The 25,111-nt window shown below is 43.1% G+C and carries 23 protein-coding genes; 2 read left to right on the top strand and 21 right to left on the bottom strand.

Features of this window, described 5'->3' with window-relative positions; all coding sequences use genetic code 11:
* Window positions 1-58: 58 nt before the first annotated feature.
* From dnaB to ychF, 8 genes are all read right to left on the bottom strand, one after another.
* Window positions 59-1,411: a replicative DNA helicase gene (gene dnaB / locus ACY8D0_RS08345; RefSeq protein WP_462410058.1), complete on the bottom strand. Its 1,353-nt coding sequence runs from the start codon at window positions 1,409-1,411 to the stop codon at window positions 59-61.
* A gap of 443 nt (window positions 1,412-1,854) precedes the next feature.
* On the bottom strand, window positions 1,855-2,304 hold the full coding sequence (rplI, locus tag ACY8D0_RS08340) for a 50S ribosomal protein L9 (RefSeq protein ID WP_462410057.1): 450 nt from the start codon (window positions 2,302-2,304) through the stop codon (window positions 1,855-1,857).
* Window positions 2,301-4,274 carry a DHH family phosphoesterase gene (locus ACY8D0_RS08335; RefSeq protein WP_462410056.1) on the bottom strand — a complete coding sequence of 658 codons (1,974 nt, stop codon included), beginning with the start codon at window positions 4,272-4,274 and terminating at the stop codon, window positions 2,301-2,303. Before ACY8D0_RS08335 ends, rplI begins: the two co-directional genes overlap by 4 nt.
* Window positions 4,275-4,381: 107 nt before the next feature.
* Window positions 4,382-5,332: a YybS family protein gene (locus ACY8D0_RS08330; protein ID WP_462410055.1), complete on the bottom strand. Its 951-nt coding sequence runs from the start codon at window positions 5,330-5,332 to the stop codon at window positions 4,382-4,384.
* A gap of 175 nt (window positions 5,333-5,507) precedes the next feature.
* A complete protein-coding gene (gene rpsR, locus ACY8D0_RS08325; protein WP_007088219.1) occupies window positions 5,508-5,747 on the bottom strand; it encodes a 30S ribosomal protein S18 in 240 nt (79 codons plus the stop codon).
* Window positions 5,748-5,792: 45 nt separating this feature from the next.
* A complete protein-coding gene (gene ssb, locus ACY8D0_RS08320; protein ID WP_462410054.1) occupies window positions 5,793-6,299 on the bottom strand; it encodes a single-stranded DNA-binding protein in 507 nt (168 codons plus the stop codon).
* A 50-nt stretch (window positions 6,300-6,349) separates the two neighbouring features.
* Complete coding sequence (rpsF, locus tag ACY8D0_RS08315; protein WP_462410053.1) at window positions 6,350-6,637, bottom strand: 30S ribosomal protein S6; 288 nt, start codon at window positions 6,635-6,637, stop codon at window positions 6,350-6,352.
* A 300-nt stretch (window positions 6,638-6,937) separates the two neighbouring features.
* On the bottom strand, window positions 6,938-8,038 hold the full coding sequence (gene ychF, locus ACY8D0_RS08310) for a redox-regulated ATPase YchF (protein ID WP_462410052.1): 1,101 nt from the start codon (window positions 8,036-8,038) through the stop codon (window positions 6,938-6,940).
* A 311-nt stretch (window positions 8,039-8,349) separates the two neighbouring features.
* On the opposite strand from ychF, the gene ACY8D0_RS08305 reads away from it, so the two are divergent.
* On the top strand, window positions 8,350-10,971 hold the full coding sequence (locus ACY8D0_RS08305) for an SH3 domain-containing protein (protein ID WP_462410051.1): 2,622 nt from the start codon (window positions 8,350-8,352) through the stop codon (window positions 10,969-10,971).
* 40 nt (window positions 10,972-11,011) lie between these two features.
* On the opposite strand, the gene ACY8D0_RS08300 is transcribed toward ACY8D0_RS08305, so the two are convergent.
* The 3 genes from ACY8D0_RS08300 to ACY8D0_RS08290 all read right to left on the bottom strand — a co-directional run bounded on the left by ACY8D0_RS08300 (window position 11,012) and on the right by ACY8D0_RS08290 (window position 14,181).
* Window positions 11,012-13,018, bottom strand: coding sequence for a molybdopterin-dependent oxidoreductase (locus tag ACY8D0_RS08300; RefSeq protein ID WP_462410050.1), 2,007 nt, complete (start codon window positions 13,016-13,018; stop codon window positions 11,012-11,014).
* Between the two features lie 68 nt (window positions 13,019-13,086).
* Window positions 13,087-13,284 (bottom strand): DUF951 domain-containing protein, encoded by a 198-nt coding sequence (locus ACY8D0_RS08295; protein ID WP_462410049.1) that lies wholly within the window; start codon window positions 13,282-13,284, stop codon window positions 13,087-13,089.
* Window positions 13,285-13,299: 15 nt separating this feature from the next.
* The gene (locus ACY8D0_RS08290) at window positions 13,300-14,181 is read right to left on the bottom strand and encodes a mechanosensitive ion channel family protein (protein WP_462410048.1); all 882 of its coding nucleotides are present in this window, start codon (window positions 14,179-14,181) and stop codon (window positions 13,300-13,302) included.
* Between the two features lie 275 nt (window positions 14,182-14,456).
* Between ACY8D0_RS08290 and yyaC the strand changes: the two genes are divergently transcribed.
* Window positions 14,457-15,071 carry a spore protease YyaC gene (yyaC, locus tag ACY8D0_RS08285; protein WP_462410047.1) on the top strand — a complete coding sequence of 205 codons (615 nt, stop codon included), beginning with the start codon at window positions 14,457-14,459 and terminating at the stop codon, window positions 15,069-15,071.
* A 42-nt stretch (window positions 15,072-15,113) separates the two neighbouring features.
* On the opposite strand, the gene ACY8D0_RS08280 is transcribed toward yyaC, so the two are convergent.
* From ACY8D0_RS08280 to rnpA, 10 genes are all read right to left on the bottom strand, one after another.
* A complete protein-coding gene (locus tag ACY8D0_RS08280; protein WP_462410046.1) occupies window positions 15,114-15,827 on the bottom strand; it encodes a DUF554 domain-containing protein in 714 nt (237 codons plus the stop codon).
* An 89-nt stretch (window positions 15,828-15,916) separates the two neighbouring features.
* Window positions 15,917-16,765 (bottom strand): ParB/RepB/Spo0J family partition protein, encoded by an 849-nt coding sequence (locus ACY8D0_RS08275; RefSeq protein WP_462410045.1) that lies wholly within the window; start codon window positions 16,763-16,765, stop codon window positions 15,917-15,919.
* Window positions 16,758-17,519: a ParA family protein gene (locus ACY8D0_RS08270; RefSeq protein ID WP_462410044.1), complete on the bottom strand. Its 762-nt coding sequence runs from the start codon at window positions 17,517-17,519 to the stop codon at window positions 16,758-16,760. The genes ACY8D0_RS08275 and ACY8D0_RS08270 overlap by 8 nt, the downstream gene beginning before the upstream one ends.
* A 282-nt stretch (window positions 17,520-17,801) precedes the next feature.
* The gene (gene noc / locus ACY8D0_RS08265) at window positions 17,802-18,665 is read right to left on the bottom strand and encodes a nucleoid occlusion protein (RefSeq protein WP_462410043.1); all 864 of its coding nucleotides are present in this window, start codon (window positions 18,663-18,665) and stop codon (window positions 17,802-17,804) included.
* A gap of 128 nt (window positions 18,666-18,793) precedes the next feature.
* A complete protein-coding gene (rsmG, locus tag ACY8D0_RS08260) occupies window positions 18,794-19,510 on the bottom strand; it encodes a 16S rRNA (guanine(527)-N(7))-methyltransferase RsmG (RefSeq protein ID WP_462410042.1) in 717 nt (238 codons plus the stop codon).
* Between the two features lie 92 nt (window positions 19,511-19,602).
* On the bottom strand, window positions 19,603-21,495 hold the full coding sequence (gene mnmG, locus ACY8D0_RS08255) for a tRNA uridine-5-carboxymethylaminomethyl(34) synthesis enzyme MnmG (protein WP_462410041.1): 1,893 nt from the start codon (window positions 21,493-21,495) through the stop codon (window positions 19,603-19,605).
* A gap of 45 nt (window positions 21,496-21,540) precedes the next feature.
* Window positions 21,541-22,926, bottom strand: a complete 1,386-nt coding sequence (gene mnmE / locus ACY8D0_RS08250) for a tRNA uridine-5-carboxymethylaminomethyl(34) synthesis GTPase MnmE (RefSeq protein ID WP_462410040.1) — start codon at window positions 22,924-22,926, stop codon at window positions 21,541-21,543.
* Window positions 22,927-23,214: 288 nt separating this feature from the next.
* On the bottom strand, window positions 23,215-23,838 hold the full coding sequence (jag, locus tag ACY8D0_RS08245; protein WP_462410039.1) for an RNA-binding cell elongation regulator Jag/EloR: 624 nt from the start codon (window positions 23,836-23,838) through the stop codon (window positions 23,215-23,217).
* Window positions 23,835-24,611, bottom strand: coding sequence for a YidC family membrane integrase SpoIIIJ (gene spoIIIJ / locus ACY8D0_RS08240; protein ID WP_462410038.1), 777 nt, complete (start codon window positions 24,609-24,611; stop codon window positions 23,835-23,837). Before spoIIIJ ends, jag begins: the two co-directional genes overlap by 4 nt.
* 121 nt (window positions 24,612-24,732) lie before the next feature.
* Window positions 24,733-25,083 carry a ribonuclease P protein component gene (rnpA, locus tag ACY8D0_RS08235; protein WP_462410037.1) on the bottom strand — a complete coding sequence of 117 codons (351 nt, stop codon included), beginning with the start codon at window positions 25,081-25,083 and terminating at the stop codon, window positions 24,733-24,735.
* Between the last annotated feature and the right edge of the window lie 28 nt (window positions 25,084-25,111).

The raw sequence follows: 25,111 nt of genomic DNA, 5'->3' as shown, positions 1-25,111 counted from the left end.
TCGTATCAATAGCAATCTATGAATATAGAAAAGGAGCCAGCCTAAGCTGACTCCCAAACTAAGCCCCTGGAGCATCAAATCTAGTCTCCAAGTTCACGAATTTATTATATTCTTTGACGAATGCCAATTGCACGGTGCCAGTCGGGCCGTTACGCTGCTTGGCAATAATGATTTCAATAATATTCTTGTTGTCTGACTCTTTGTCGTAATAATCATCACGATAAAGGAAGGCAACGATATCGGCATCCTGCTCAATACTTCCTGATTCACGAATATCGGACATCATTGGGCGTTTATCCTGACGCTGCTCAACACCACGTGAAAGCTGAGATAACGCAATAACAGGAATTTGAAGCTCACGGGCAATCTGCTTTAATGAACGGGAAATTTCAGAAACCTCTTGCTGGCGGTTTTCCCCTGACCGGCCGCTTCCTAAAATCAACTGCAAATAATCAATCATAATCATTCCTAAGCCATGTTCCTGCTTCAGACGGCGGCATTTTGCCCGAATATCATTCACCCGTACACCAGGTGTATCATCAATATAAATCCCAGAACTTGCAAGACTTCCCATAGCCATGGTCAGCTTGCCCCAATCCTCATCGGTAAGTGAACCGGTCCGGAGCCTTTGGGCATCAATGTTGCCCTCGGCGCAGAGCATACGCATAACCAGCTGTTCCGCACCCATCTCAAGACTAAAGATAGCTACTGTTTCTCCCGCTTTAACCGCCACATTTTGGGCAATATTTAAAGCGAAAGCCGTTTTCCCCATTGATGGTCGGGCACCAACGATAATCAAGTCATTCCGCTGGAAGCCTGCTGTTATCTTATCAAGCTCCGCAAACCCCGTAGGAATCCCGGTAATATCTCCAACACGGTTATTCATTAATTCAATATTATCGTATGTGTTGACCAATACATCTTTAATATTTTTAAATGCACCGGCGTTTTTCCGCTGTGCGACTTCTAAGATACTTTTTTCCGCATCACTTAACAGAGTTTCTACTTCATCTTCTCGGGTATATCCATCTGTGGCAATAGTGGTAGCTGTCCGAATCAGCCTGCGCAACAGGGATTTTTCTTCCACAATTCTTACATAATACTGCATATTGGCGGCAGTAGGCACCGCTGCTGCCAGCTCGCTTAGATAGCTGACTCCGCCAACATCCTCCAGCAATTTTGCCGCTGAAAGCTCCTCCGTAACCGTTACAAGGTCAATTGCCTGTCCCTGGTCACTTAGTTTTAGCATCATGTGGTAAATTTTTTGGTGGGCCGCCCGATAAAAATCTTCAGGTATTAAAGTCTCCGAAGCTAGTGTCAAAGACGACGGCTCTAAAAAAATCGCACCAAGAACAGCCTGTTCTGCCTCAATATTTTGCGGGGGCATGCGGTCTGCAAACAAATCACTCATCTATCAAAAACCTCCTATTGAAGGGGTATATAATACTGCATTAAGAAAACGTCAGCGCTGCCGCACTGACCGTAGAGTTTTATTTAATGGTTATCAATACAAACCATAAGTAAGTGCGTGTCCAAAATAGATTCAAAGAAAAAAGTGACCAGTTTATACCGATCACATCTCCATGTACTTTCTATTTCATTTTATCATGATTAACCAAAATTTGAACTGGCAAATTTTTTGTATTTAGTTTTGTTAAATTGGCTGTTGATGGCAGCGAAGAAAGTTCAGCGAACGCCTCCGTACTCCCGCAGGATATTGAAATTCATCATCATATCTCCCACGCACAAAGAAAATGGCATAGGGTTTTCTAGGAGTCGAACTTATCTGCTCCATTCAACAGAGTTACAAAATTTCGGTTAACAGATTCTTGTATTTAAGATACATCAGTAATCTTATTTTACTTCTTTCACCGACACCGTTAGTGTTGCTGTAACATCATGGTGAAGTTTAACCGGAACTTTTGTATGTCCAAGTGTACGAATCGCATCATTGAGTTCCATTTTCCGCTTATCAATTTTGATGCCGTGTTTCTTTTGCAGCTCTTCTGCAATTTGTTTCGTTGTAATGGAACCAAAGATCCGTCCGCCTTCACCGGCCTTCGTTGATAATTCTACTTTAATTTTATCGAGCACTTCTTTTAATCTTTTTGCTTCTTCCAGTTCCTCAGCAGCTGCCTTTTCTTGCTTCTTCTTTTGCCCTTCTAGACTGCTGACATTGGCATTGTTTGCCTCAACCGCTAAGCCTTGCTTAATGAGGAAGTTATGTGCATACCCATCCGCAACATTTTTTACCTCACCTTTTTTACCTTTTCCTTTAACATCTTTTAAAAATATTACTTTCATTCTTGTTTGCTCCCTTCAAAATAATCATCAATGGCCAATTTTAAGCGGTTTTCCGCTTGGTCAACGGAAAGGCCGGTCAACTGGGTAGCAGCATTGGTTAAGTGGCCGCCGCCCCCCAGGCTTTCCATTATGATTTGGACATTGACATTTCCAAGTGACCGGGCACTGATTCCAATCATCTCCTCACTCCGTTTGGAGATGACAAAGGAGGCCAGCACTTTATCCATGGTTAACAAAGTATCAGCCGCCTGTGCGATAGTGACTTGGTCGTAATACTCGCTTTCGACGCCTGTTGCGATGGCGATTCCATCACGATAAAACTTGACCGATTCAATCAGCTTCGACCGTTTAATATACGTATTAACATCCTGTTTTAAAAATTTCTGAACTAGAATGGTGTCAGCTCCGTGCGCCCTTAAGTAAGAGGCCGCATCAAATGTTCTGGAACCGGTTCGCAACGTAAAGCTTTTGGTATCGACTATAATTCCCGCTAACAGGGCAGTAGCCTCAACCACTTCAATTTTACCTCGTTTTGGCTGATATTCAAGAAATTCGGTCACCAGTTCGGAAGTGGAGGAGGCATATGGCTCCATATAGACGAGCAATGGATTCGCAATGAAATCCTCACCCCGGCGGTGATGGTCAATCACCACAACGTTGTCGATTTTCCTTAGCAGCCGTTCCTCCATCACAAGCGAGGGCTTATGCGTATCGACTACGACAAGCAACGTTTTTTCGCTGGCTATTTCCAGAGCCGCCTCCGGATTAATAAATCTTGAGTACAGCTTTTCTTGGCTGCGGATTTCCTCCATTAATCGTGTGACACCTGTATCCAATTCATTGGTATTAATGACAATATAGGCATCTTTTTGATTCATCTGAGCCACTTTATAGACACCAATGCTAGAACCAATCGAGTCCATATCTGGGTTTTTATGGCCCATGATAATCACTTTATCACTTGCAATGATTAAATCCCTCAATGCATGGGAAATGACCCTAGCCCTAACCCTCGTGCGTTTTTCCACAGGATTGGTTTTTCCTCCATAAAATTTCACCTTGCCATTTGGATGCTTAACAGCCACCTGATCCCCGCCTCTTCCCAAGGCTAAATCAAGGCTCGATTGGGCCAGCATCCCCAATTCCGGCAGAGTGGATACCCCTGAACCAACCCCGATACTTAAGGTAAATGACACATTCTGTTGAGAAGTCTGTTCCCTTACCTCATCGAGAATCGTAAACTTCCCCTTTTCAAGAAGGCTAAGAATCTTTTCATTAAAAACAGCAATAAATCGTTCCGATGAGATTCTCTTGAGAAACATCCCATTTTCATTGGCCCACTTATTAAGGATGGATGTCACCAAGTTATTGATACTTCCGCGCATTTGGTCATCCATACCTTGTGTCAAATCATCATAATTATCCAGAAAAATGATAGCAATTACAGTACGGTCTTCTTGGTACCTTTTTTCAATTTTAGCCTGTTCGGTTACATCGAAAAAGTAAAGGAGCTTTTCTTCGCGTTTGTGGACTACACGGAATTTCCTGTCGTTTAAGGTGATGAAGTGGGTCTCTGTATCCTGTTTTAACAGCTGTGCCAAATTATCCGCAAGATCATACAGGGACTTGCCTACCAATGTATCTTCCTTAAAAAAGGATGATAAAAATGGATTGTTCCATTCAATATCATAGTCATCATTAATAAGCATGATTCCTATTGGCATTTCAAGCAGTGCTTCTTCACCCACTTTTTTAATCCGATAAGAAAGGGTGGAGATATACTCCTCCACTTCTTTTCTTTGCCGCTGCTCAATAACAAACATATAATAGAGCGGAAAAAACATGAATAACAGACCAGCGAGGCTTAAGATCCAATTGTATAAGGACAGGACGATGATAAGTGTCACTGTAACGCCTATTAACCCATAGAATGGGTAACGAATGGATCGTTTTTCTAAAAATGCAGGCAAAGTTTTTCAGCTCCTAAATCCAGTAGTCGTTAAACAAAGGGTTCAAATGTTTCTATATCTTATTCAACTCAACATTTAGGCAGTATATGTACACCAAAATAGATTTTCTAACGATTATCTTTCCCAAGCTTCTTACGTAAATCAAACCCTAAATCAATTATACCTAATATCCCTATAATATAAAGAAAAATCGGAATAATGAAAGAGAGAATAGCCAGCAAGACTGAAACCGATTTGGACATTCCTCTCAAGTCGAAAAAGTAAAACAGAAATGTTAAACCTTGAAACACCATTAAAAACTGCAGGGTATAAGTCAAATTTAACAGGGCGGTATAGAGGTAAGTACCCTGCTCTGGGTTCAACAATAAACTTGCCGTTAAAATGATGAGCAGATACCATAAAATACTTTTCGGCAAACTGAGTTCTTTAAAAGGTTTCCACTTTTGAATTTCAATTCCGAACCTCTTGACAATTGGAAATGATACCAATTGAGTCATAAAGGCGGCTAATGCGGATGTTATGACCAGCAAGGTTGGAAATAATGTCTTAATCAAAGAAAGTGTCTTCTTATATTGTTCCAAAGCTTGCTCAGCTTGTGCTTCCTGGCCCAATTTTTTTAACATATTGGCAGAACTGTTTAAGGAATCCTGCATAACATCCATCATTTCCTTCATTATATTTAAATGAAGAAACACGGCACTTATAACATAAGTCCCAATCATATTGACTAGGAATATAAGGGTCCCAGCTAATAAAATGATGATCCTGTCTTTTTTCTTTTGAATGAGATATCCGGTAACAATTCCTGTCATGCCATAGCCAAACGCAACTGACAGTGACAGGGTCGAACCAAGGATAAACGAAAGCAATATGGAGGCAATAAAAAATACTAGGGATAATTTCCATTCATTCTTTGCAGCAAACAGAATGAAGGGGACTGCTAAAAATAAGTTAGCAATCATTCCAATAAGTGGTACATAAATCGTTATTAATAATAGAACCGCAAAAACTGCCAAGAGCATGGCTCCTTCAGTCAACAAACGAGTATTCTTCACCATTTCACCTCTAAACATTATCAATACGTATCACTTTATTTTATCTGGATAACCTGATGTATTCAACTAACAATCGTGTGACAGCATAAAAACCACAAGATAAAAGTTGCGGGAGCTGCCCAAAGCTAAACAAAAAAGGCAGCCGGGTCAATACCCAAACTGCCTTTTTAAGTATTCATTATTCACCTGCAACGAATGGTAATAATGCCATTTGACGCGCACGTTTAATCGCAACAGTCAATTTACGCTGATATTTAGCGCTAGTGCCTGTTACACGACGTGGTAAAATTTTACCGCGTTCTGAAATGAATTTTTTAAGTAAATCCACATCTTTGTAGTCAATGCGAGTGATGCCATTTGCAGTGAAATAGCAAACTTTGCGGCGTTTTGCGCGGCCGCCTTTACGTCCACCTGCCATGGAATTTCCCTCCTTTATTTTTTATAACTGAACTCTAGGCTTACATTAGAAAGGAAGATCATCGTCAGAAATGTCAATTTGACCGCTTCCGCCGAATGGATCGTCGTTTACTTTTGTAAAACCCGGATTGTTGTTAGGACGTTGATTCTGATTGCCGCCGCCAAATGGATTCCCTTGTGGTTCCATCGGAGGAGCTCCGTAAAAATCATTGCTTCTGCCGCCACCGCCTGATGCGTTCCTTGGCTCAAGGAATTGAACGCTATCCGCTACGATTTCAGTAAAATACTGGCGACGTCCCTCTTGTTCGTAAGTACGAACTTGAATTCGGCCATCAACACCTGCCAAACTGCCTTTCTTCAGGAAGTTAGCAACATTCTCTGCTGCTTTTCTCCAAACGACACAATTGAGGAAGTCAGCTTCCCTTTCGCCGTTCTGATTCGGAAATTGGCGGTTTACAGCAAGAGTAAACGTAGCAACAGCAACACCATTAGGGGTGTATTTCAGTTCCGGATCTTTGGTTAAACGGCCAACAAGCACGACACGATTTATCATCAGAATCAACTCCTTTTTCCAAAATGTTCCACGTGAAACATAAATTTATCTTAAGCTTCTTCTTTAATTACGATATGACGAATGATATCTTCGTTGATTTTGGCAAGACGGCCAAACTCTTGTACTGCAGAAGCAGGAGAATTCGTTTTTACTAGTTGGTAGTATCCGTCACGGAAATCATTAATTTCGTATGCAAGACGGCGTTTGCCCCATTCTTTGCTTTCAGCAGTCTCCGCGCCATTTTCAAGAAGAATGTTGTTAAAGCGCTCTACAAGAGCTTTTTTAGCTTCATCTTCAATATTTGGACGGATGATGTACATGATTTCGTACTTACTCATCACAGTCACCTCCTTTTGGTCTAAGCGGCCCTTAAATGGGCAAGGAGCAATTATTCATTACTCACAAGTTGAAAGTATAGCACAAAAAAACAGGAAAAGCAATGTCGCCTTCCTGTTTTTCATTTTACGGTAAGAAGTATAAAATATCAGACTTTGAGAATTGTCTAGCTCCATCTAGTGTCCTTCGCACTCCGCCCTACAATAAGTCAATATCGATTCGCCTCCGGCTCATCGTGTTTCCTTTATCTCAGTTGGAGTACTCTAGGCCATACGGCGCTGACCAGGGCGCTTCCGCTTTTCTTATACATTAAATCGGAAATGCATGACGTCTCCGTCTTTTACCTCGTATTCTTTGCCCTCCAGGCGTACTTTGCCGGCTTCTTTAGCTGCCTGATGGCTTCCCGCATTCACTAAATCATCGTAGGAAACTGTCTCTGCTCGAATAAAACCCCGTTCAAAGTCAGAGTGGATAATTCCGGCACATTGTGGTGCTTTCATACCCTTTTTGAAGGTCCAAGCCCGGACTTCCTGCACACCAGCCGTAAAGTAAGTAGCCAGACCAAGCAAGCTGTATGCAGCACGAATTAATTGGTCAAGTCCCGATTCTTCAATACCAAGCTCTTGAAGGAACATCTCCTTTTCTTCCCCTTCAAGCTCAGCAATCTCTTCTTCAATTTTTGCACAAATCACGATAACCTGAGCATTTTCCCTTGCGGCATACTCACGGACCTGCTGAACATATTCGTTCCCAGATGGATCTGCCACATCATCTTCACTCACATTGGCAACATAAAGAACCGGTTTAATGGTTAAAAGGTGCAAATGTTTAGCAATTTTAGATTGGTCTTCGGTAAATTCAACTGATCGTGCAGGCTTTTCCGCCTCAAATGCCTCGCGAAGCAATGATAGCACTTCAAACTCAGCCATCGATTCTTTGTCCTTTTGTTTTGCCAGTTTTTCAACACGGCCAACCCGTTTTTCAACCGTTTCCATGTCGGCCAAAATCAACTCTAAATTGATGGTTTCAATATCGGAAATTGGATCGACTTTTCCGGATACATGGGTGATATTTTCATCCGCAAAGCAACGGACGACCTGGCAGATGGCATCCACTTCACGAATGTGGGAAAGGAATTTGTTTCCCAATCCTTCCCCTTTACTTGCACCCTTTACAATACCGGCAATATCGGTAAATTCAAATGCGGTTGGAACCACCTTTTTCGGCTGAACTAACTCGGTTAATTTTTGCAGGCGTGCATCCGGCACCTCCACGATTCCTACATTAGGATCAATCGTACAGAATGGATAGTTCGCCGATTCCGCTCCCGCTTGGGTAATTGCATTAAATAATGTCGATTTACCAACGTTCGGCAGCCCGACAATACCAGCTGTTAATGCCATTCACGTTCACTCCTTTAATAAAGTATCTATTTTAACAAATAAGTTGTCGATAAATATATAGACAAGCCTTTCACAATTATAGGCATTCGGCGAGGAAAAAACAAGAATTGGTCATCTAATTAATGTTTTGAAAAGACTGGCCCAATCGGATTTTTCATGCAAATAAGCCTAATATTTTAACAATTTTCTACAAAGTTACCCTATCTTTCTAGTAAATATGGTAAAATTTATTATAAAAACCATTACTTTTGTCATTAATTAAGGAAAAACCATACATATTTATAGAAAAAATCACATATTGGAGGAGAGTAATGAGAGGGCCTAATGAACTGCGGCGGGCCAAACCAAAAGAGGTTGCCCGCGAACCCAAAGGGGTAATAAAAAAAGCCATTATACCTACATTTTGTTTTGCCGTATTATCCACGATTGCTTTTGAAGAAGCGGTTTTTGCGGAAGCCAATTCCACCTCGGCCGTCGGCAGCCAAATTTCTAATACCGTTAAATATGTGAATGTCACTAGTGGGACATTGAATGTACGTAAAACAGCTTCAGCCGGATCGGCGATTCTCACATCGTTAAAAAACGGAACAGCATTGACCGTCTATTCCGAAACAAATGGCTGGGCACGTGTCCTGGTCAATGGCATTGAGGGATATGTCAGCACCGCTTTTATTTCTACGGTCACTAACACAACTACGGCTCCGGCTGCACCTACAGTAAAATATGTCAATATAGATAGTGGTTCGTTGAATTTACGGCAAAGTCCGGCATCAAACGGGACGGTTCTCGCCAAACTGGCTAAAGGCACTGCGGTAAATGTCAATTCCGAAGCGAACGGCTGGGCGAAGGTACAAGTAAATGGAAAAGAGGGGTATGTGAGCACAAGCTATTTGTCATCACAAAATCAAAATTCCACTCCGGCGCCCGTTCAAGCGCCAACCGTTGTAAAGGACAAGTACGTGAATGTTGCCAGTGGTTCACTAAATATGCGCAACGGCAGCTCATCCAGTGCGTCAGTGATTGTAAAGCTTGCGAAAGGCACTGCAGTCAAGGTGTATTCCGAAGCGAACGGCTGGGCTAAAATAGAGGCCTACGGTAAGTCAGGTTATGTCAGTGCGGAGTTTTTATCAGATACACCGCCAAATTCAAGTAATTCAACGGTTTCCACGACACCGGCGCCACAGTTGACAACCAAATATGTGAATGTCAATACTGGCACAAGTTTGAATATCCGGGCGACGGCCTCAACCAGTTCAGCTATCATTGGAAAACTAGATTCTCAATCCGAAGTCCAAGTTATTTCTGAAACAAATGGGTGGGCCAAAGTACAAGTAAACGGAAAAGAAGGTTACGTCAGCTCTGGATTTCTCACATCAGTCAAGACCGGCACATCGGCTGAAAAGCAGGAACAGCCTGCAACCGTCAGTAAGTATGTCAATGTTACAGCCGGCTCATCCTTAAATATGCGTAAAAGTCCGGCAGCCAATGCATCCGTGTTGGTGAAATTGGCCAGAGGTTTGGAAGTCAAGGTATTGTCGGAAGCAGGTGGCTGGGCAAAAATCGAAGCCTATGGACAAACTGGCTATGTCAGTTCTGAATTTCTGTCGGCTGACCAAAATCCTGGGTCGGCAGCTGGAAATACAACTCAGCCAAGCACGGGTACAAGCACAGAGACCGGCCCTGCTCCTGCAGCTGAAACCCAGCCAAGCACCGATGCAACTACGGGAGATACTCCTGCCACGGAGACCAATGCCACTCCTGTACAAAATCAGGAGCAGCCAACACCGTCGGCTGTTACGAAATATGTCAATGTTATTTATGGTTCGAGCCTAAATATGCGCACCAATCCTTCCACTAGTGCCACGATTGTGACAAAGCTGGCACGCGGGACCATTGTGACGGTGGAATCGGTGGAAAACAGCTGGGTTAAGGTCACAGCCAATGGCAAAACTGGCTATGTCAGTGCGTTATACCTCTCTGATACAGCACCATTTAATCCAAATACATCAGGCGGCAGTATGGAAACAGTGGTGGAAAATTATAATATCAGCTTAAGTGACATGGTGAAGCTGCAAATGGCTGTGACCCCGCAAACGGACAAGTCCTATAATACCTTTATCCGTGCTGATGCCGTAACGCTAATAAGCCCTGCAATTGGAATCGTCAATGGGACAGGCTGGAACGTGCGGGGAGGGGCAGGCACCGATTATTGGGTGGTCGGGCAGGTCAATAACAAGGATCAACTAAACATTCAGGCTGTTGTGACCGATGCCAATGGGGTTAAGTGGTATCAAGTGGATTATAATAAAACCTGGGTAAATGCCAGCCAGGAGGATGTCAGTTACTATGTCGACCCGAATAATTTTAAAAACAGCACCGTTGATTCACTTCAATTCCTTAAACTGTCAGTGACCGCCAATTTAAACGCAGATGAAGTCAATAATCGGGTATTGGCCGGAAAAGGCATTTTACAAGGCACGGCTGCTACATTTATTACAGCCGGTATGACATACGGAGTCAATGAAATGTATTTAATCGCCCATGCCTTGTTGGAAACATCTAACGGCTCGTCTCCACTTGCCAGTGGTGTGTCATACAACGGAAAAACGGTTTACAATATGTACGGAATCGGTGCCTATGATAATAGCGCTGTTGCCAGCGGGGCCCAATTTGCCTATAATGCCGGATGGTTTACACCAGAAGCGGCCATTATTGGCGGCGCACAATTCATCGCCAATGGCTATATTAATGCAGGCCAGGATACCCTTTATAAGATGAGATGGAATCCAAGTTCTGCCTCGCAGAAAGGCTACGCTTCCCATCAGTACGCATCGGATATCGGCTGGGCAGAAAAACAGGTGACACAAATATATAATTTATATAGTTTAATAGATTCCTATAAGCTAGTACTGGAAATACCACAATTTAAATAATGAAAAACAGGGCTATCCTAAATGGAGAGCCCTGTTTCTATTAATCTATTTTTTCAAGATTCACCAAGCAATCATATAAAGTGCTTCCCAGACCGTTATCCGATTCCATACTGGATGTAAGTTGATTGACGGAACCGCCAAATTTCCGCCAAATGCCTTCATCGATATTAATGGTGTTGGGATGGGCCGCCTGAAGCACGGAAACAGTTCCCCTAATTTCGCCCCTGCCGTTCCATACCCTGACAACATCCCCGTCTTTTAAGTTCCGCTCATTGGCAATGTTGGCGGCAATCTCCACTTTCAGTTTCACATGGTTACCTAACAAATGATAGTTTTGCGAATGATTGGAACGCATTGGATGAATCGTAAGCAAGCTGTATGGATATCGTTTTGCCAGAGCAGGATTTTCCCATTTGGATTCCTTGGGAACCGCCAATGTTAAATGGCCATTTCCCGTTTTGGCCTTACCAAGAGAGGAAGTGAATTCAAACTTTCCTGTTTTTGTGGGAAATTTTCGATCCTGCCACGGGATTTTATTCACCGGCAATTCCAATGTATGCTGTTGTTTCAATTTATCCAGTGTATATCCTTCCTCGGCTAATGGCTTCATCGTCATTTTCAGCCAGTCTTCCCTCGTAAACTGAAAATCGGCACCAAATCCAAGCCTGTCCGCCAATTGGGACCAAATCCACAAATCCGGTTTCGCCTCGCCTGGAGGAGAAACAAGCTGTGGTCCGTAGTTGACATAGTGATGATACATCGAGGAATAATAAATATCTTCTTCCTCAAAGGCAGTCGCTGCCGGTAAAACATAATCGGCCAGTCTTGCCGTGTCTGTCATAAATTGGTCAATCACCACTAATGTGTCTGCCGAAGAAAATGCCTGTTCGGCCACATTGGTGTCCGGAAGTTGTGTTAACGGGTTCCCGCAGGTCACGACAATCATTTTGATTTCTGGATTTTTTGCGGCCAAAATCCCTTCCGCCTGCTTCATGATGGAAAATTGCCGATGGTTTTGCTTGCGGCCGGACAAGACAAGCTCATCGAAGGCAAAACTCTGGCCAACCTGAAGATTGGCGTAATTCGCCCCACCCCCGGGGATCCCAATATTGCCACTCACGGCACAGAGAGCATCAATCAATCGGATTGTATTTCCGCCATTTTGGTATCGCTGCATTCCAAGCCCCATAAAGGTGGAGGCCGGTTTATCAGCATAGACATGGGCCAGCATGGTGATTACCTCTTCAGGCACCTCAGTCAACTCACAGATCCGTTTAAGCGAGACACTGTTCAGGAGATTGAGCAAATCCGCAAAACCGTGAGTATGCTGCTCAATAAATTCCTTGTCTTCGAGTCCGAGACGGAGCAGTTCCTTCATGATGCCGGCTGCGAGTACTCCGTCCATGCCGGGCTTAATGGAAATATACTGGTCCGCCAGTTTAGCTGTGGCATTAAACAATGGATCAATCACATATAAGCGGGCTCCAAGCTTCTTAGCATTCAAGAGCTTTTCATAGAAATGCATGTTCGTTCTAGCAACATTTCTTCCCCATATCACTATATTTTTACTGTTCAATACATCATTTGGGGCATGGCTGTTTGCATTGCCAAAATCCCATTTCTGGGCTTCAATCCCCGAACCCCAGCATAGTGAGCCATAAAGCTCGGTTACCCCGCCAAAGCCATTAAAAAACCGCTGATCCAAGTTTTTTAAAATCCCATTGTTGGCATAATCATGGCTATGCAAAACGGCTGTTGAACCATATGTTTCCTTTATTCGCTGCATTTCAGCTGCTATCTCATCAAGGGCCTGTTCCCATGAAATGGGTTCAAACCTGTCATTTATTTTTTTCAAAGGTGAAGTCAGGCGCTCGGGTGAGTTCGTTCTCTTCTCCAGCATCCGGCCACGGGCGCAAATTTTCCCTTGCGTAATTGGATGGTCCGGGTCGCCTTCCACTTTCACCACCCGATCGTTTTCTATCGTTACATGAAAACCGCAGCTGTCCCAGCAATTTAACGGACATGCTGCCTTGCGGACTATCGCCAAACCCTCACCCCCTATAGTCAGTTTATTATATAAGGATACTACCATTGGTAAAAAAAAAGAAGCATGAACTACTCCTCATGCTTCACCAATATTTTCTTCATTTTTCGGCCAAATTCTTTTCTGGGGATTAGAACGCTATGCCCACATCCTTCACACTTTATACGGATGTCCATTCCCATGCGAATGATTTTCCACCGGTTGGTTCCACATGGATGCTGCTTCTTCATCTCGACTACATCATTGATTCCAAATTCCTTTTCCTCCACTCGTAAAATCCCCCTTTATACACCAGTATTTTTTAATTGTTCTTCTCTTGACAGCATAACCATTCTTGGATAAGGAATTTCAATGCCATGTTCATCTAAAAATAGTTTTACATCTCTTCTGATCTTTCTTGCGATAGGTCCATTCTTCATCGGCAAGGTTTCAGCCACAATCCGAAAGACAATCTCGGAAGGTCCCAAATTTTGAATGCCCAATAGGTCTGGACGCCTTACGAGTTCTTCATATTTATCCTGTAAAGTATCCAATAATTCACCGATCACCTTTTCGGCCCTTTCGATGTCTTCTTCATAGGCAATCCCTACGTCAATGATTGCCAAACTATTATGAAGAGAAAAATTAGTGACTTCAACGATGCTGCCATTGGGCACAATATGGACCTCGCCTGTCCAACTTTTGATTTTCGTCGTGCGCAGCCCAATCGCCTCAACATCTCCTTCAAATTGGGCAATGCGGATATGGTCGCCCACGGAAAATTGATCTTCAAAAATAATGAAGAATCCTGAAATCACATCTTTTACTAAGCTTTGTGCCCCAAAACCAACTGCCAAGCCGACAATCCCAGCACCAGCCAGCAAAGCTTTTACATCTATGTTCATGACAGAGAGGATCATCATGATGGCAATAAAATAAACCACATAAACAACGACATTATCAAGCAATCTTGCCAGTGTTTCTTCGCGGCGGACATTCGTACTGAGGGGGGATAGGTTTCTGATTTTAAAAATGTTACGTATCGCCATTTTTATAAAGCGGATCAAAATATTGGCGACGATTAATATAATAAAGATTTTCAGCAGACCCTCACCCAAGTTGAGCCAAGTATCCTCATTCTGAAGTTTATTGAGGATTTTCTGCATGCTCTTTTCTGTAAAACTCATGTAAGCACCTTCCTTCCAATGTTTAGCCCGGTGCCCAAGCACTTCGCTTTTCTTAGATTATTAGAACGTATATAGTTCTTTGAAAATTGTCTAGCTCAAGGCCAGACGGCACTGACCAGGTCGCTTGCGCTTTTCTTTTCTATTTTAACAATTTTTCATCAATGAGAGTAGCATTGTGTAATTACTTTTTCTTCCATAACAATGTATAGAATTCTATTATTTTCCGTATACTATTAAAGCATATTACCGGAAATATAATGTTAGGAGTGGACTTAATGAATCTCAAACCCAGGTTATTCGATCGGAGGGGCAAGGCCCAATTCATGCATGATGAATTTCATGCATCAGAAAGCCTTGCGGCCGAACTGCTAGAGCATTTGCCAACTGTGACAAGCCGGCCCATTGTGTTCATTTGTATAGGCACGGACCGCTCCACAGGAGATTCATTAGGGCCACTTGTTGGAACATTATTAGAGGAAAAAAATCCTAATGGATTTTCCGTTTATGGAACACTTGATGAACCGATTCATGCTGTAAATTTAGCAGATAAATTAACAGAAATTCAAACAAAATACATCGACCCTTATATTATTGGCATTGATGCCTGCCTGGGACGCATCAAAAATGTCGGAATGATCCAGTTGGGGGTTGGCCCCGTTAAACCTGGAGCTGGAGTTAATAAGGAGCTGCCGTCGGTTGGTGATCTGCATATTACCGGAATCGTCAATGTCAGCGGATTTATGGAGTTTTTTGTATTGCAGAACACAAGGTTAAATCTCGTCATGCGCATGGCCAAAACCATCTCCAATGGCATTTATGAGGCCAGCATGCTGTATCAAAGGCAAAGATGGGAAGAGTTAAAATGGGCAGAAGAGGAAAAGACCAATTAAACTTGTTAAAAAACGGAGCATTCTTTAAGATGCTCCGTTTTTTTAAACAGCTAAGTGGTAAAAATATACAATTGTCACACAGATAGCTACAACCACAATCCCAGGCAGGAGGTTAGCGACTTTGATTTTCGTCAAACCAATCATATTTAAACCGATGGCAAAGATCATAATCCCGCCGGCTGAGGTCATTTCGACAATGAATTGGTCCATTAACAGTTTGGGCACAAGCTTGTCAATCTGCGTGGCAAATAATGCTATCAACCCTTCATAAAGCATGACAGGAATAGCGGAAAAAATGACGCCAATTCCTAAAGTTGTGGTTAATATTAATGCTGTAAACCCATCAATAACAGATTTGGTAAAAAGAACATCATGATCGCCGCGGATGCCACTGTCAAGGGCACCGATAATCGCCATGGCACCAATGACAAAAATGAGGGTGGCGGTAACAAAGCCTTCCGCAATACTTCCTTTATCACTTGAGCCGACTTTCCGCTCCAGCCATAGTCCCAACTGATTTAACTTTTCTTCTAACTGAAGCCATTCCCCAATGACAGCACCGGCTACCAAACTGATGATCACAATAAGGAAATTCTCCGATTTCAACCCCATTTGCAGGCCCAATACCATGACAGACAATCCAATTCCGTACATGACGGTTGTCTTCATGCCCTCCGGAATCCGATTCAACAACTTGCCAAGCATGGTACCAATGATAATCAATAACCCGTTTACTAGTGTTCCTAATAAAAACATGCTGTGTGTTTCCCCTTTTGTCTAAAATAAGCCTTCTCTGTTTACAAATTGAAAAAATATAAAAAAAAAACCACCCATAAGATGGCCAATCAGGATTCTTCATGTCCCAGCATTTCCAAAATTCTCTCCAAGTCTTCCTGGGAGAAGAATTCAATTTCAATTTTGCCTTTATTTTTATTTTGTTTGATATTGACAGTAGTGCCAAACCGTTCTCTTAATGAATGCTCCCGCTCTAATAAAAATACATCCTTTTTCTTTTCCGGTTTTTTTGTTTCACGTGGAACACTTTCATTGATTTCTTGAATCAATTTTTCCAGTTGGCGGACATTCAGCGATTCTTTCATGACCTTTTCAACCAAGCTTGGCAGTATGGATTTCTGCCTTAACCCTAACAAGGCACGCCCATGGCCCATGGTGATTTTTCCTTCAGCAATCAGCCCTTGGATTTTCGGCGGAAGAGAGAGGAGCCGGATATGATTTGCCACATGAGGCCGGCTTTTGCCTAACCTTTTTGCCACTTCTTCCTGAGTCAGCTTCAGTTTCTCCAATAAGGTCTGATAAGCTTGTCCTTCTTCAATCGGGTTTAAATCTTCCCGCTGCAGGTTTTCAAGCACAGCCAATTCCATCATCTGCTGCTCAGAAAGTTCGCGGACCACGGCGGGGACGGTTTCCAGCTTGGCTTCCTTTGCCGCGCGATAACGACGTTCCCCAACTACTATTTCAAAGCCTTTGATACTTTTTCTTACAACAAGAGGCTGCAGAATTCCATGCTCGATAATGGAAGCCTTTAATTCGTTAATGGCCTCTTGTTGAAACGTTTTTCTGGGCTGATAGGGATTAGGACGGAGATCCTGTACCTTAATCTCCTGAACGGTTTCTTCTTTACCAGGTTCCATGCTAAAGAAAGCATTCAAGCCTTTTCCTAAACCTTTAGCCATTTGCGACCACTTCCTTTGCCAGATCTAAATATACTTCAGCTCCGCGGGACCTTGCATCATAAGAAATGATAGGTTCCCCATGGCTTGGAGCTTCACTTAGACGAACATTTCTTGGAATAATGGTTTTATAGACTTTATCCTGAAAGTACTTTTTCACTTCTTCAATGACTTGAATCCCCAAATTCGTTCGCGCATCCAGCATCGTTAACAAAACACCTTCAATTTTCAAATCCTGGTTAAGATGTTTTTGCACCAGCCTTACCGTATTTAGCAGCTGGCTTAAACCTTCCAAGGCATAGTATTCACACTGTACCGGAATGATAACTGAATCCGAGGCGGTTAAGGCATTCAGCGTTAAAAGGCCTAATGAAGGAGGACAATCAATAATAATATAATCGAACTGATTTTTGACTTCTTCAAGGGCGCGTTTCAGACGTACTTCCCTTGAAATGGTCGGCACCAATTCAATTTCAGCCCCTGCTAGCTGAATGGTGGCCGGTATGGCAGACAAATTTTCAATCACTGTAGGCCGGATGACCTCTTTTGCTTCCACATCATCGACTAATACATCGTATATACATTGGTCAACTTCTGCCTTTTCAATACCGACACCGCTAGTGGCATTGCCTTGCGGGTCCACGTCGACTAATAAGACTCTTTTGCCTATATAAGCTAAGCAGGCGCCTAGGTTGACTGCCGTCGTCGTTTTACCGACTCCGCCTTTTTGATTCGCGATAGAAAGGATCTTACCCACGATGTCACCTACCCTTACCATTCTCAAAAAATTTTAAACTTCTACTCTAGTAAATTTTAAAAAACATCGCGTTTTTTGTCACTTTTTAGCCAACACGATTTAATATTAAATACCATTCCTTTATTTTATCATGAAAAAACAAGCTTGGAATTTTTTTTCGAAAAATATTCCCCTGATTAACGGGTCATTTTCATAAAATTGGTATTTTCCAGGCAATAGTTGGCCCGATTACAGCAAAAATAAAGAGGATCACCTAGAAAGGCCATCCTCTGGATGAATTATTTATTTTTTCTTGGGTATTCGGATCGTAAATTGGTAGAAATCGTCGAATTCTTGTTCTTCAGAATCCAAATTGATTCCACTATCGCTTACCATAGTTAACGATTGGCGGATAGTGTTAACCGCGATCCGCATATCCTTGCTGAATGCTTTCCGTTTCGGCTTTGGCTTGTCCGATTTTTGTTCCAAAAGCTTCACAACTCGCTCTTCGGTCTGCTTCACATTCAGGTTTTTCTCAATGATTTCCCCAAGCAGGGCCACTTGCTTTTCCGGATCCTTCAGCGGAATGAGCGCCCGAGCGTGCCGCTCGGTAATTGACTTACTCAATAAAGCATCCTGAACCGGCTGCGGCAATTTAAGCAGCCGCAATTTATTGGCAACGGTGGACTGCCCTTTTCCTAACCTCTGGGCTAATGCCTCTTGGGTTAGGTTATGCAGCTCTAGTAACTTGCCGTAGGCGATTGCCTCTTCAATTGGCGATAATTCTTCCCGTTGCAGGTTTTCGATTAATGCCACCGATGCAGTCTGGGAATCCGTTAAATTTTTTATAATGGCAGGTGCTTCCACCCAGCCAAGTTTTTTCATGGCCCGCCAGCGGCGTTCCCCGGCAATGATTTCATATTGATTCAGGTCAAATTGTCTGACGACAATGGGCTGGATAATTCCGTGTATGTGAATCGTTCTCGATAACTCTTCGATTTTATCTTCATCAAAAACAGTTCTGGGCTGAAACCGGTTAGGAACAATTCGGTCAATCGGAATCTTTTGGATTTCCTCATTTTTTTCGAGATTTAACTCATCTTCAAGTTCGACCGTCTGTTGTTCTTTTTCGCCAAGACCAAAAAAGCGTGTAAACGAATTCTTCATCCCCAACACCACCTTTACGAAACTCCCTAATACTTATTCTCTATATTCAAACATTCTTCCTGCCTAGGATATCATTTTTCTCTTGTAAAAGCATCCTTTTCCTTAAACCGGCATCCCTGTAATTGTTTCTATTCAATCGGTGTTTTATTAGGCGTACCAGGCTTTCGCGGATATTTTTTCGGGGTTTGCTTTTCTTTATGAATTAAAATGACCGTCCGTTCAAAATTCTCGATTGGCAGGGTAAAGGTAAACTTATTTTCCAGTTTTCCCCCAAGTGTTGTGACAGCCTTCTTGGCAGCCGTCAATTCTTCCTCCGCATTTATCGCCTTTAGGGCGACAAAGTGCCCGCCCGGCTTTACCAATGGAAGGCATAGCTCGCTAAGCACGGACATTCGGGCTACGGCACGTGCGGTTACCACATCATAGGTCTCCCGATATTTTGGATTGACTCCAAAGGTTTCCGCCCTGTCATGGACGAATTCGACATCTTCCAATTCCAGTACATCGGCAAGGTGATCTAAAAAGTGAATCCGCTTATTCAATGAATCGACAATGGTGACTTTGATTTGAGGAAAAACAATCTTAATCGGGATACTTGGGAAACCAGCCCCCGCACCGACATCACAAACACGAATGGGTTTTGTAAAATCAAAATAGAATGCGGCCGAAATCGAATCGTAAAAGTGCTTTAAATAGACTTCCCCTTTTTCGGTAATCGCGGTTAGATTAATTTTTTCATTCCATTCCACCAGTGTCTCATAATACTTTTCAAACTGGTCAAGCTGCCGGTCGGTAAGGATGATTCCTTTTTCCCGAAGACTTGCCGCAAATTGGTCGCTATTCATTCCTGTTCCTCACTTACTTCACTTTGCAAAAACGCCCAGCAATTTGGAAGGGGCGCTATGCAAAGTTATTTTTAGAAGACACTTTCGTTTTTTTAGTCATTAAAGACTTTTGCAATCTTGCCCTGTTCCAAATACACGAGCAGGATGGAGATATCAGCAGGATTCACTCCGGAAATCCGTGATGCCTGTGCAAGGGTTAATGGCTGGATTTTTTTCAGCTTTTGCTTTGCCTCATTTGCCAGCCCGGAAATCGCATCATAATCAATTTTTTCCGGTATCCGTTTATCTTCCATTTTCTTCAGCCGTTCCACTTGTTGCAGTGATTTTTCAATATACCCCTCATATTTAATTTGGATCTCTACTTGTTCCTTGATTTCATCATCCAACGAAACTTCTGAAGGGGTAATCGATTCCAGCATCGCATACGTCATTTCCGGCCTTTTTAATAAGTCAGAGGCGCGGATGCCATCTTTTAATTCACTGCCGCCAATGCTTTTAATTAAATCTTGCAGTGTTTTATCCGATGGCTTCAAGATCGTTTCTTGCAGTCTTTGTTTTTCAGCTTCAACGGCTGCCTTTTTTGTCAAGAATTTCTCGTAACGGTCATCTCGGATTAAACCGATTTTGTAGCCGATTTCCGTCAGACGAAGATCGGCGTTATCATGGCGCAGCAATAAACGATATTCTGCCCTGGAAGTAAGCAGGCGGTAAGGTTCATTGGTTCCCTTTGTGACCAAGTCGTCAATCAATACACCAATATAAGCTTCCGAACGGCTTAACACCAGTTCTTCTCGATCAAGGGACCTTAAACCAGCATTAATACCGGCCATGATTCCCTGGCCAGCCGCTTCTTCGTAACCGGAAGTACCATTGATTTGGCCAGCTGTATAAAGGTTTTTAACCACTTTTGTCTCTAAAGTCGGCCATAGCTGGGTCGGCTTGATCGCATCATATTCAATCGCATATCCGGCGCGCATCATTTCTGCCTTTTCCAAACCGGGAACTGTTTTTAAGATTTCCTTTTGAACATCTTCCGGAAGGCTGGTGGATAACCCTTGGACATACACTTCTCTTGTATTCCGGCCCTCAGGCTCCAAGAAAATTTGATGGCGCGGTTTATCATTAAACCGGACCACTTTATCTTCAATTGATGGGCAATAACGCGGACCAGTTCCTTTAATCATTCCAGAATACATCGGTGAGCGATGCAGGTTTTGATCGATGATTTGATGGGTGCGCTCATTGGTATAGGTTAACCAGCATGGCAGCTGATCGGTGATAAATTTCGTTGTTTCATATGAAAATGCCCGTGGTTCCTCATCACCAGGCTGAATTTCGGTCTTGCTGTAGTCAATCGAGTTGCTGTTCACCCGAGGCGGTGTACCAGTTTTGAAGCGGACCAAATCAAAACCGAGCTCTTCCAAATGTTCCGATAACCGGATAGATGGCTGCTGATTGTTCGGACCGCTCGAATATTTTAATTCACCAATAATAATTTCGCCGCGCAAGAACGTCCCCGTTGTGATAACCACCGTTTTGGCATGGTAGACTGCACCGGTTTTTGTAATGACGCCCGTGCAAACCCCTTCCTCCACAATCAGCTGTTCGACCATCCCTTGGAGCAAAGTCAAGTTCGGTTCTTCCTCAAGAGTCTTCTTCATTTCATGCTGATAGGCAAATTTATCGGCCTGCGCCCTTAAGGCGCGGACCGCAGGGCCCTTCCCGGTGTTAAGCATCCGCATTTGGATATAGGTTTTATCAATATTCTTGCCCATTTCGCCGCCGAGTGCATCAATTTCCCGGACCACAATTCCCTTGGCCGGTCCGCCCACGGACGGGTTACATGGCATAAAGGCCACCATATCCAAATTGATGGTGATCATTAACGTTTTGGCTCCCAGCCTTGCCGCCGCGAGGCCTGCCTCACAGCCAGCATGGCCGGCACCGACGACAATAACGTCAAAATTTCCAGCTTCATATTGCATGTGTGTTTCCTCCTTTTCCGCAAGCTTGCGGAAAAACTTCCTATTCTATTTTCCCAAGCAGAACTGCGAGAATAACTGATTGATGAGGCTCTCATGGACCGTTTCACCAATAATTTCCCCAAGCAATTCCCATGTTCTCGTCATGTCAATTTGTATAATATCTATCGGTGTTCCCATTTCCACGCCTTCCAATACATCCTCAATCGCTTGCAGGCTTTGATGCAGCAACGCGATGTGGCGGCTGTTGGAAACATACGTAACATCCTTGGCTTCAATTTGTCCGCCAAAGAAAATGGAAGCAATCGCTTCTTCTAATTGATCTACACCTTGGTCTTCCAAGAGTGAGGTAGTGACCACCGCGCGGCCTTGCGCGAGGTGACTGACCCTGTCCAAATCAATTTTCTGTGGCAAATCGGTTTTATTGACGATGATAATGGCATCCATTCCTTCAACTGCTTCAAATAGGTTTTCATCCTCTTTGGTCAGTTTATCCGCGGAGTTTAATACAAGTAAAATCAAATCCGCTTCCTTCAGTACCTGCCGCGAGCGCTCCACACCTATCCGTTCCACGATATCTTCTGTTTCCCTGATACCAGCCGTGTCCAGCAGCCTTAACGGCACGCCGCGGACATTGACATACTCTTCAATTACGTCACGGGTCGTACCAGGTATATCGGTCACAATTGCCTTATTTTCTTGGACAAGGCTGTTTAATAAAGAGGATTTCCCGACATTAGGTCTTCCGACAATAACAGTCGAAAGGCCCTCACGCAAGATTTTCCCTTGCTGCGAGGTTTGCAGCAGTTTATTAATTTCCGTCCGCACATATTGGGCTTTTTCCTTCATCATTCGATGGGTCATTTCTTCTACATCATCGTACTCAGGATAATCAATATTGACCTCCACCTGTGCCAGGACCTCCAATATTTCCTGACGCAGCCGCTGAATCAACCTCGACAAACGCCCTTCCATTTGTCCTAGGGCCATATTCATCGCTTTATCCGTTTTGGCACGGATTAAATCCATCACCGCTTCCGCCTGTGACAAATCAATTCGTCCATTTAAAAATGCACGTTTCGTAAATTCCCCTGGTTCGGCGAGTCGCGCACCTGATCTTAACACCAACTGGAGGACCCTGTTAACGGACACGATTCCTCCATGGCAATTGATTTCCACTACGTCCTCTTTCGTAAACGTCTTTGGCCCTTTCATAATCGAAACCATGACCTCTTCCACGTTTTGTCCTGTCTTCGGATCATGCAAGTGGCCATAGTGAATCGTATGCGATGCCATATCGATGAGCCTTTTACCTCCTACACCGCTAAACAGCTTGTCTGCAATTGGTATCGCTTCATCTCCACTTAGTCGGACTATCGCAATTGCACCCTCCCCCATCGGAGTCGAGATTGCCGCAATCGTATCCATCTCCATCTTCTTCACCTCACAAATCAACATTTTATTTATATATACACAGTAATTTTTTTTGCAAAATATAAAGATATCATAAAAAAGCCAGCTTTTGGAGTAAACTGACTTATCCACAGCGAAATAAATGTCAGATTCTATTTTAACTTATCCACATGTGAATAACAACAAGATGAATTTCATAAGCTTTTTTCCCGTAGATAACAAAAATGAAAAAACTAAATAATAAAAGTGGGCATAAAAAAACACCCTATCTATAGATAGGATGTCTTTCCTTGCTATTTATATTTCCAACTATTTTTTAATTGGTGCTATGACCACATGGCGATGGGGTTCTGTACCATCGGAGAGGGTTTTTACCCGATTGTTTTCAGAAAGGGCTGTGTGAATAATTTTTCGCTCATAGGATGGCATCGGCTCCAAAGCCACGTCTTTTCCTGTCCTCACTGCCTTTTGAGCCAGTCGGTTAGCCAATTGAATCAAAGTATCGCTTCTACGGTTCCGGTAATCCTCTGCATCCAATATCACAGTCAAAAATTGTTCAGAATGACGGTTAATCACTAATTGGGTTAAATATTGAAGCGAGTTTAACGTTTGGCCCCGCTTCCCGATCATCAAAGCAATTTTATCACCCGACATCACAAGATAGACTTGTTTGCCTTCCCGTTTTACCTCAATCTCAACAGATGCTCCCATGGATTTGCTGACTTCCTGTATAAACTTCTTTGCCTCATCGATTGGGTCAGTCTTTAAGGTCACTTTTACAACGGCGGGCCTTGACCCGAAAATTCCGAAAATGCCCTTTTTTCCTTCATCGATAATATCGACTTCCGCACGTTCTTTCGTTGCATTTAGTTGAGCTAAAGCTGATTCTACTGCCTCTTCGACTGTTTGTCCTGTAGCAGTTACCTGTTTCACTTTTTTGCTCCTCCCGCTTTGCCGGTGGCTGATGCCTTCAGTTCCGGTCCTTTTATGAAATATGTTTGCACAATGGTAAAGATATTACCAACAACCCAGTACAGGGAAAGGGCTGCCGGGAAATTAAACGCAAAAACAACAATCATAATTGGCATCATCCAAAGCATCATAGCCATTTGCGGGTTTTGGTTCGTCTGACCGGCCATCATCATCTTTTGCTGAATAAAGGTTGTGATGCCTGCTACAATCGGTAAAATGTAATAAGGGTCCTTGTCCCCCAAATCAAACCAAAGAAAACTATCTTGGGCAATTTCCCTGGTTCTGCTGATAGCATGATAAAAACCGATAAGAATCGGCATTTGCACGATTAACGGAAAACATCCTGCCATCGGATTGACGCCGTGCTTTTGGAACAGCGCCATGGTTTCCTGCTGCAACAGTTGTTGGGTTTTTTGATCTTTTGAACTGTATTTCTTTTTGAGCGCTTCCATTTCTGGCTGCAAGGCTTGCATTGCTTTTGAGCTTTTCGTCTGTTTAATCATTAGCGGTAAAATAATCGACCGGATGATAATCGTGACGACGATAAGCGACAAGCCAAAGCTGCCGCCAAGCCAATCGGCCATGTGGACAATCAGCCAAGATAACGGATAGACTATGTATTCATTCCAAAAGCCGGTGCTTTCTGCCGTTATCGGCTTATTTACCTGTGAGCACCCACCCAGCAGCAAGAATACCGAAAGGGTCCCGAATAAGAGTAATATTCGTTTTTTCAACCAAAATTTCCTCCTCTGTCTCCAGTATGATCTAGTGAATCCCCAGACATATGTATATTTTTTATTTTACCATTTTCTAGAGAAGCTTGTCTTCAGCCACTTGCGATAATGATCGTTTTTATTATTTAGTGGAACGCTTTAGCACTTTTCCCACTTTCAATACGTGCGTTAGACTGCCTTTCACCTCAAAAAAATCCATATCAGCTGCAGGCTTTCGGGCAATGATGATGTAATCATAATTGGAAGTGATTTGATCCTGCAACTCCTGAACCGCTTGCCTTATGTATCGTTTTATCCTGTTTCTCGTTACCGCGTTGCCAAGTTTTTTACTGACCGACAAACCAATCCGGAAATACCCTTGGTCTTCTTTCGGCAAGGAGTAAACTACAAATTGCCGATTGGCAAAGGAACGGCCCTTTTGGAATGCCGCCTGAAAGTCATTATTCTTCTTGATCCTGAATTCTTTTTTCACTATCTATCACCTTCAGTCTGGTCACGGT

The organism is Neobacillus camarae, assembly GCF_054950115.1.
Note: the sequence above shows the minus strand (reverse complement) of the source record. Positions and strands in the feature narration are given on the sequence as shown.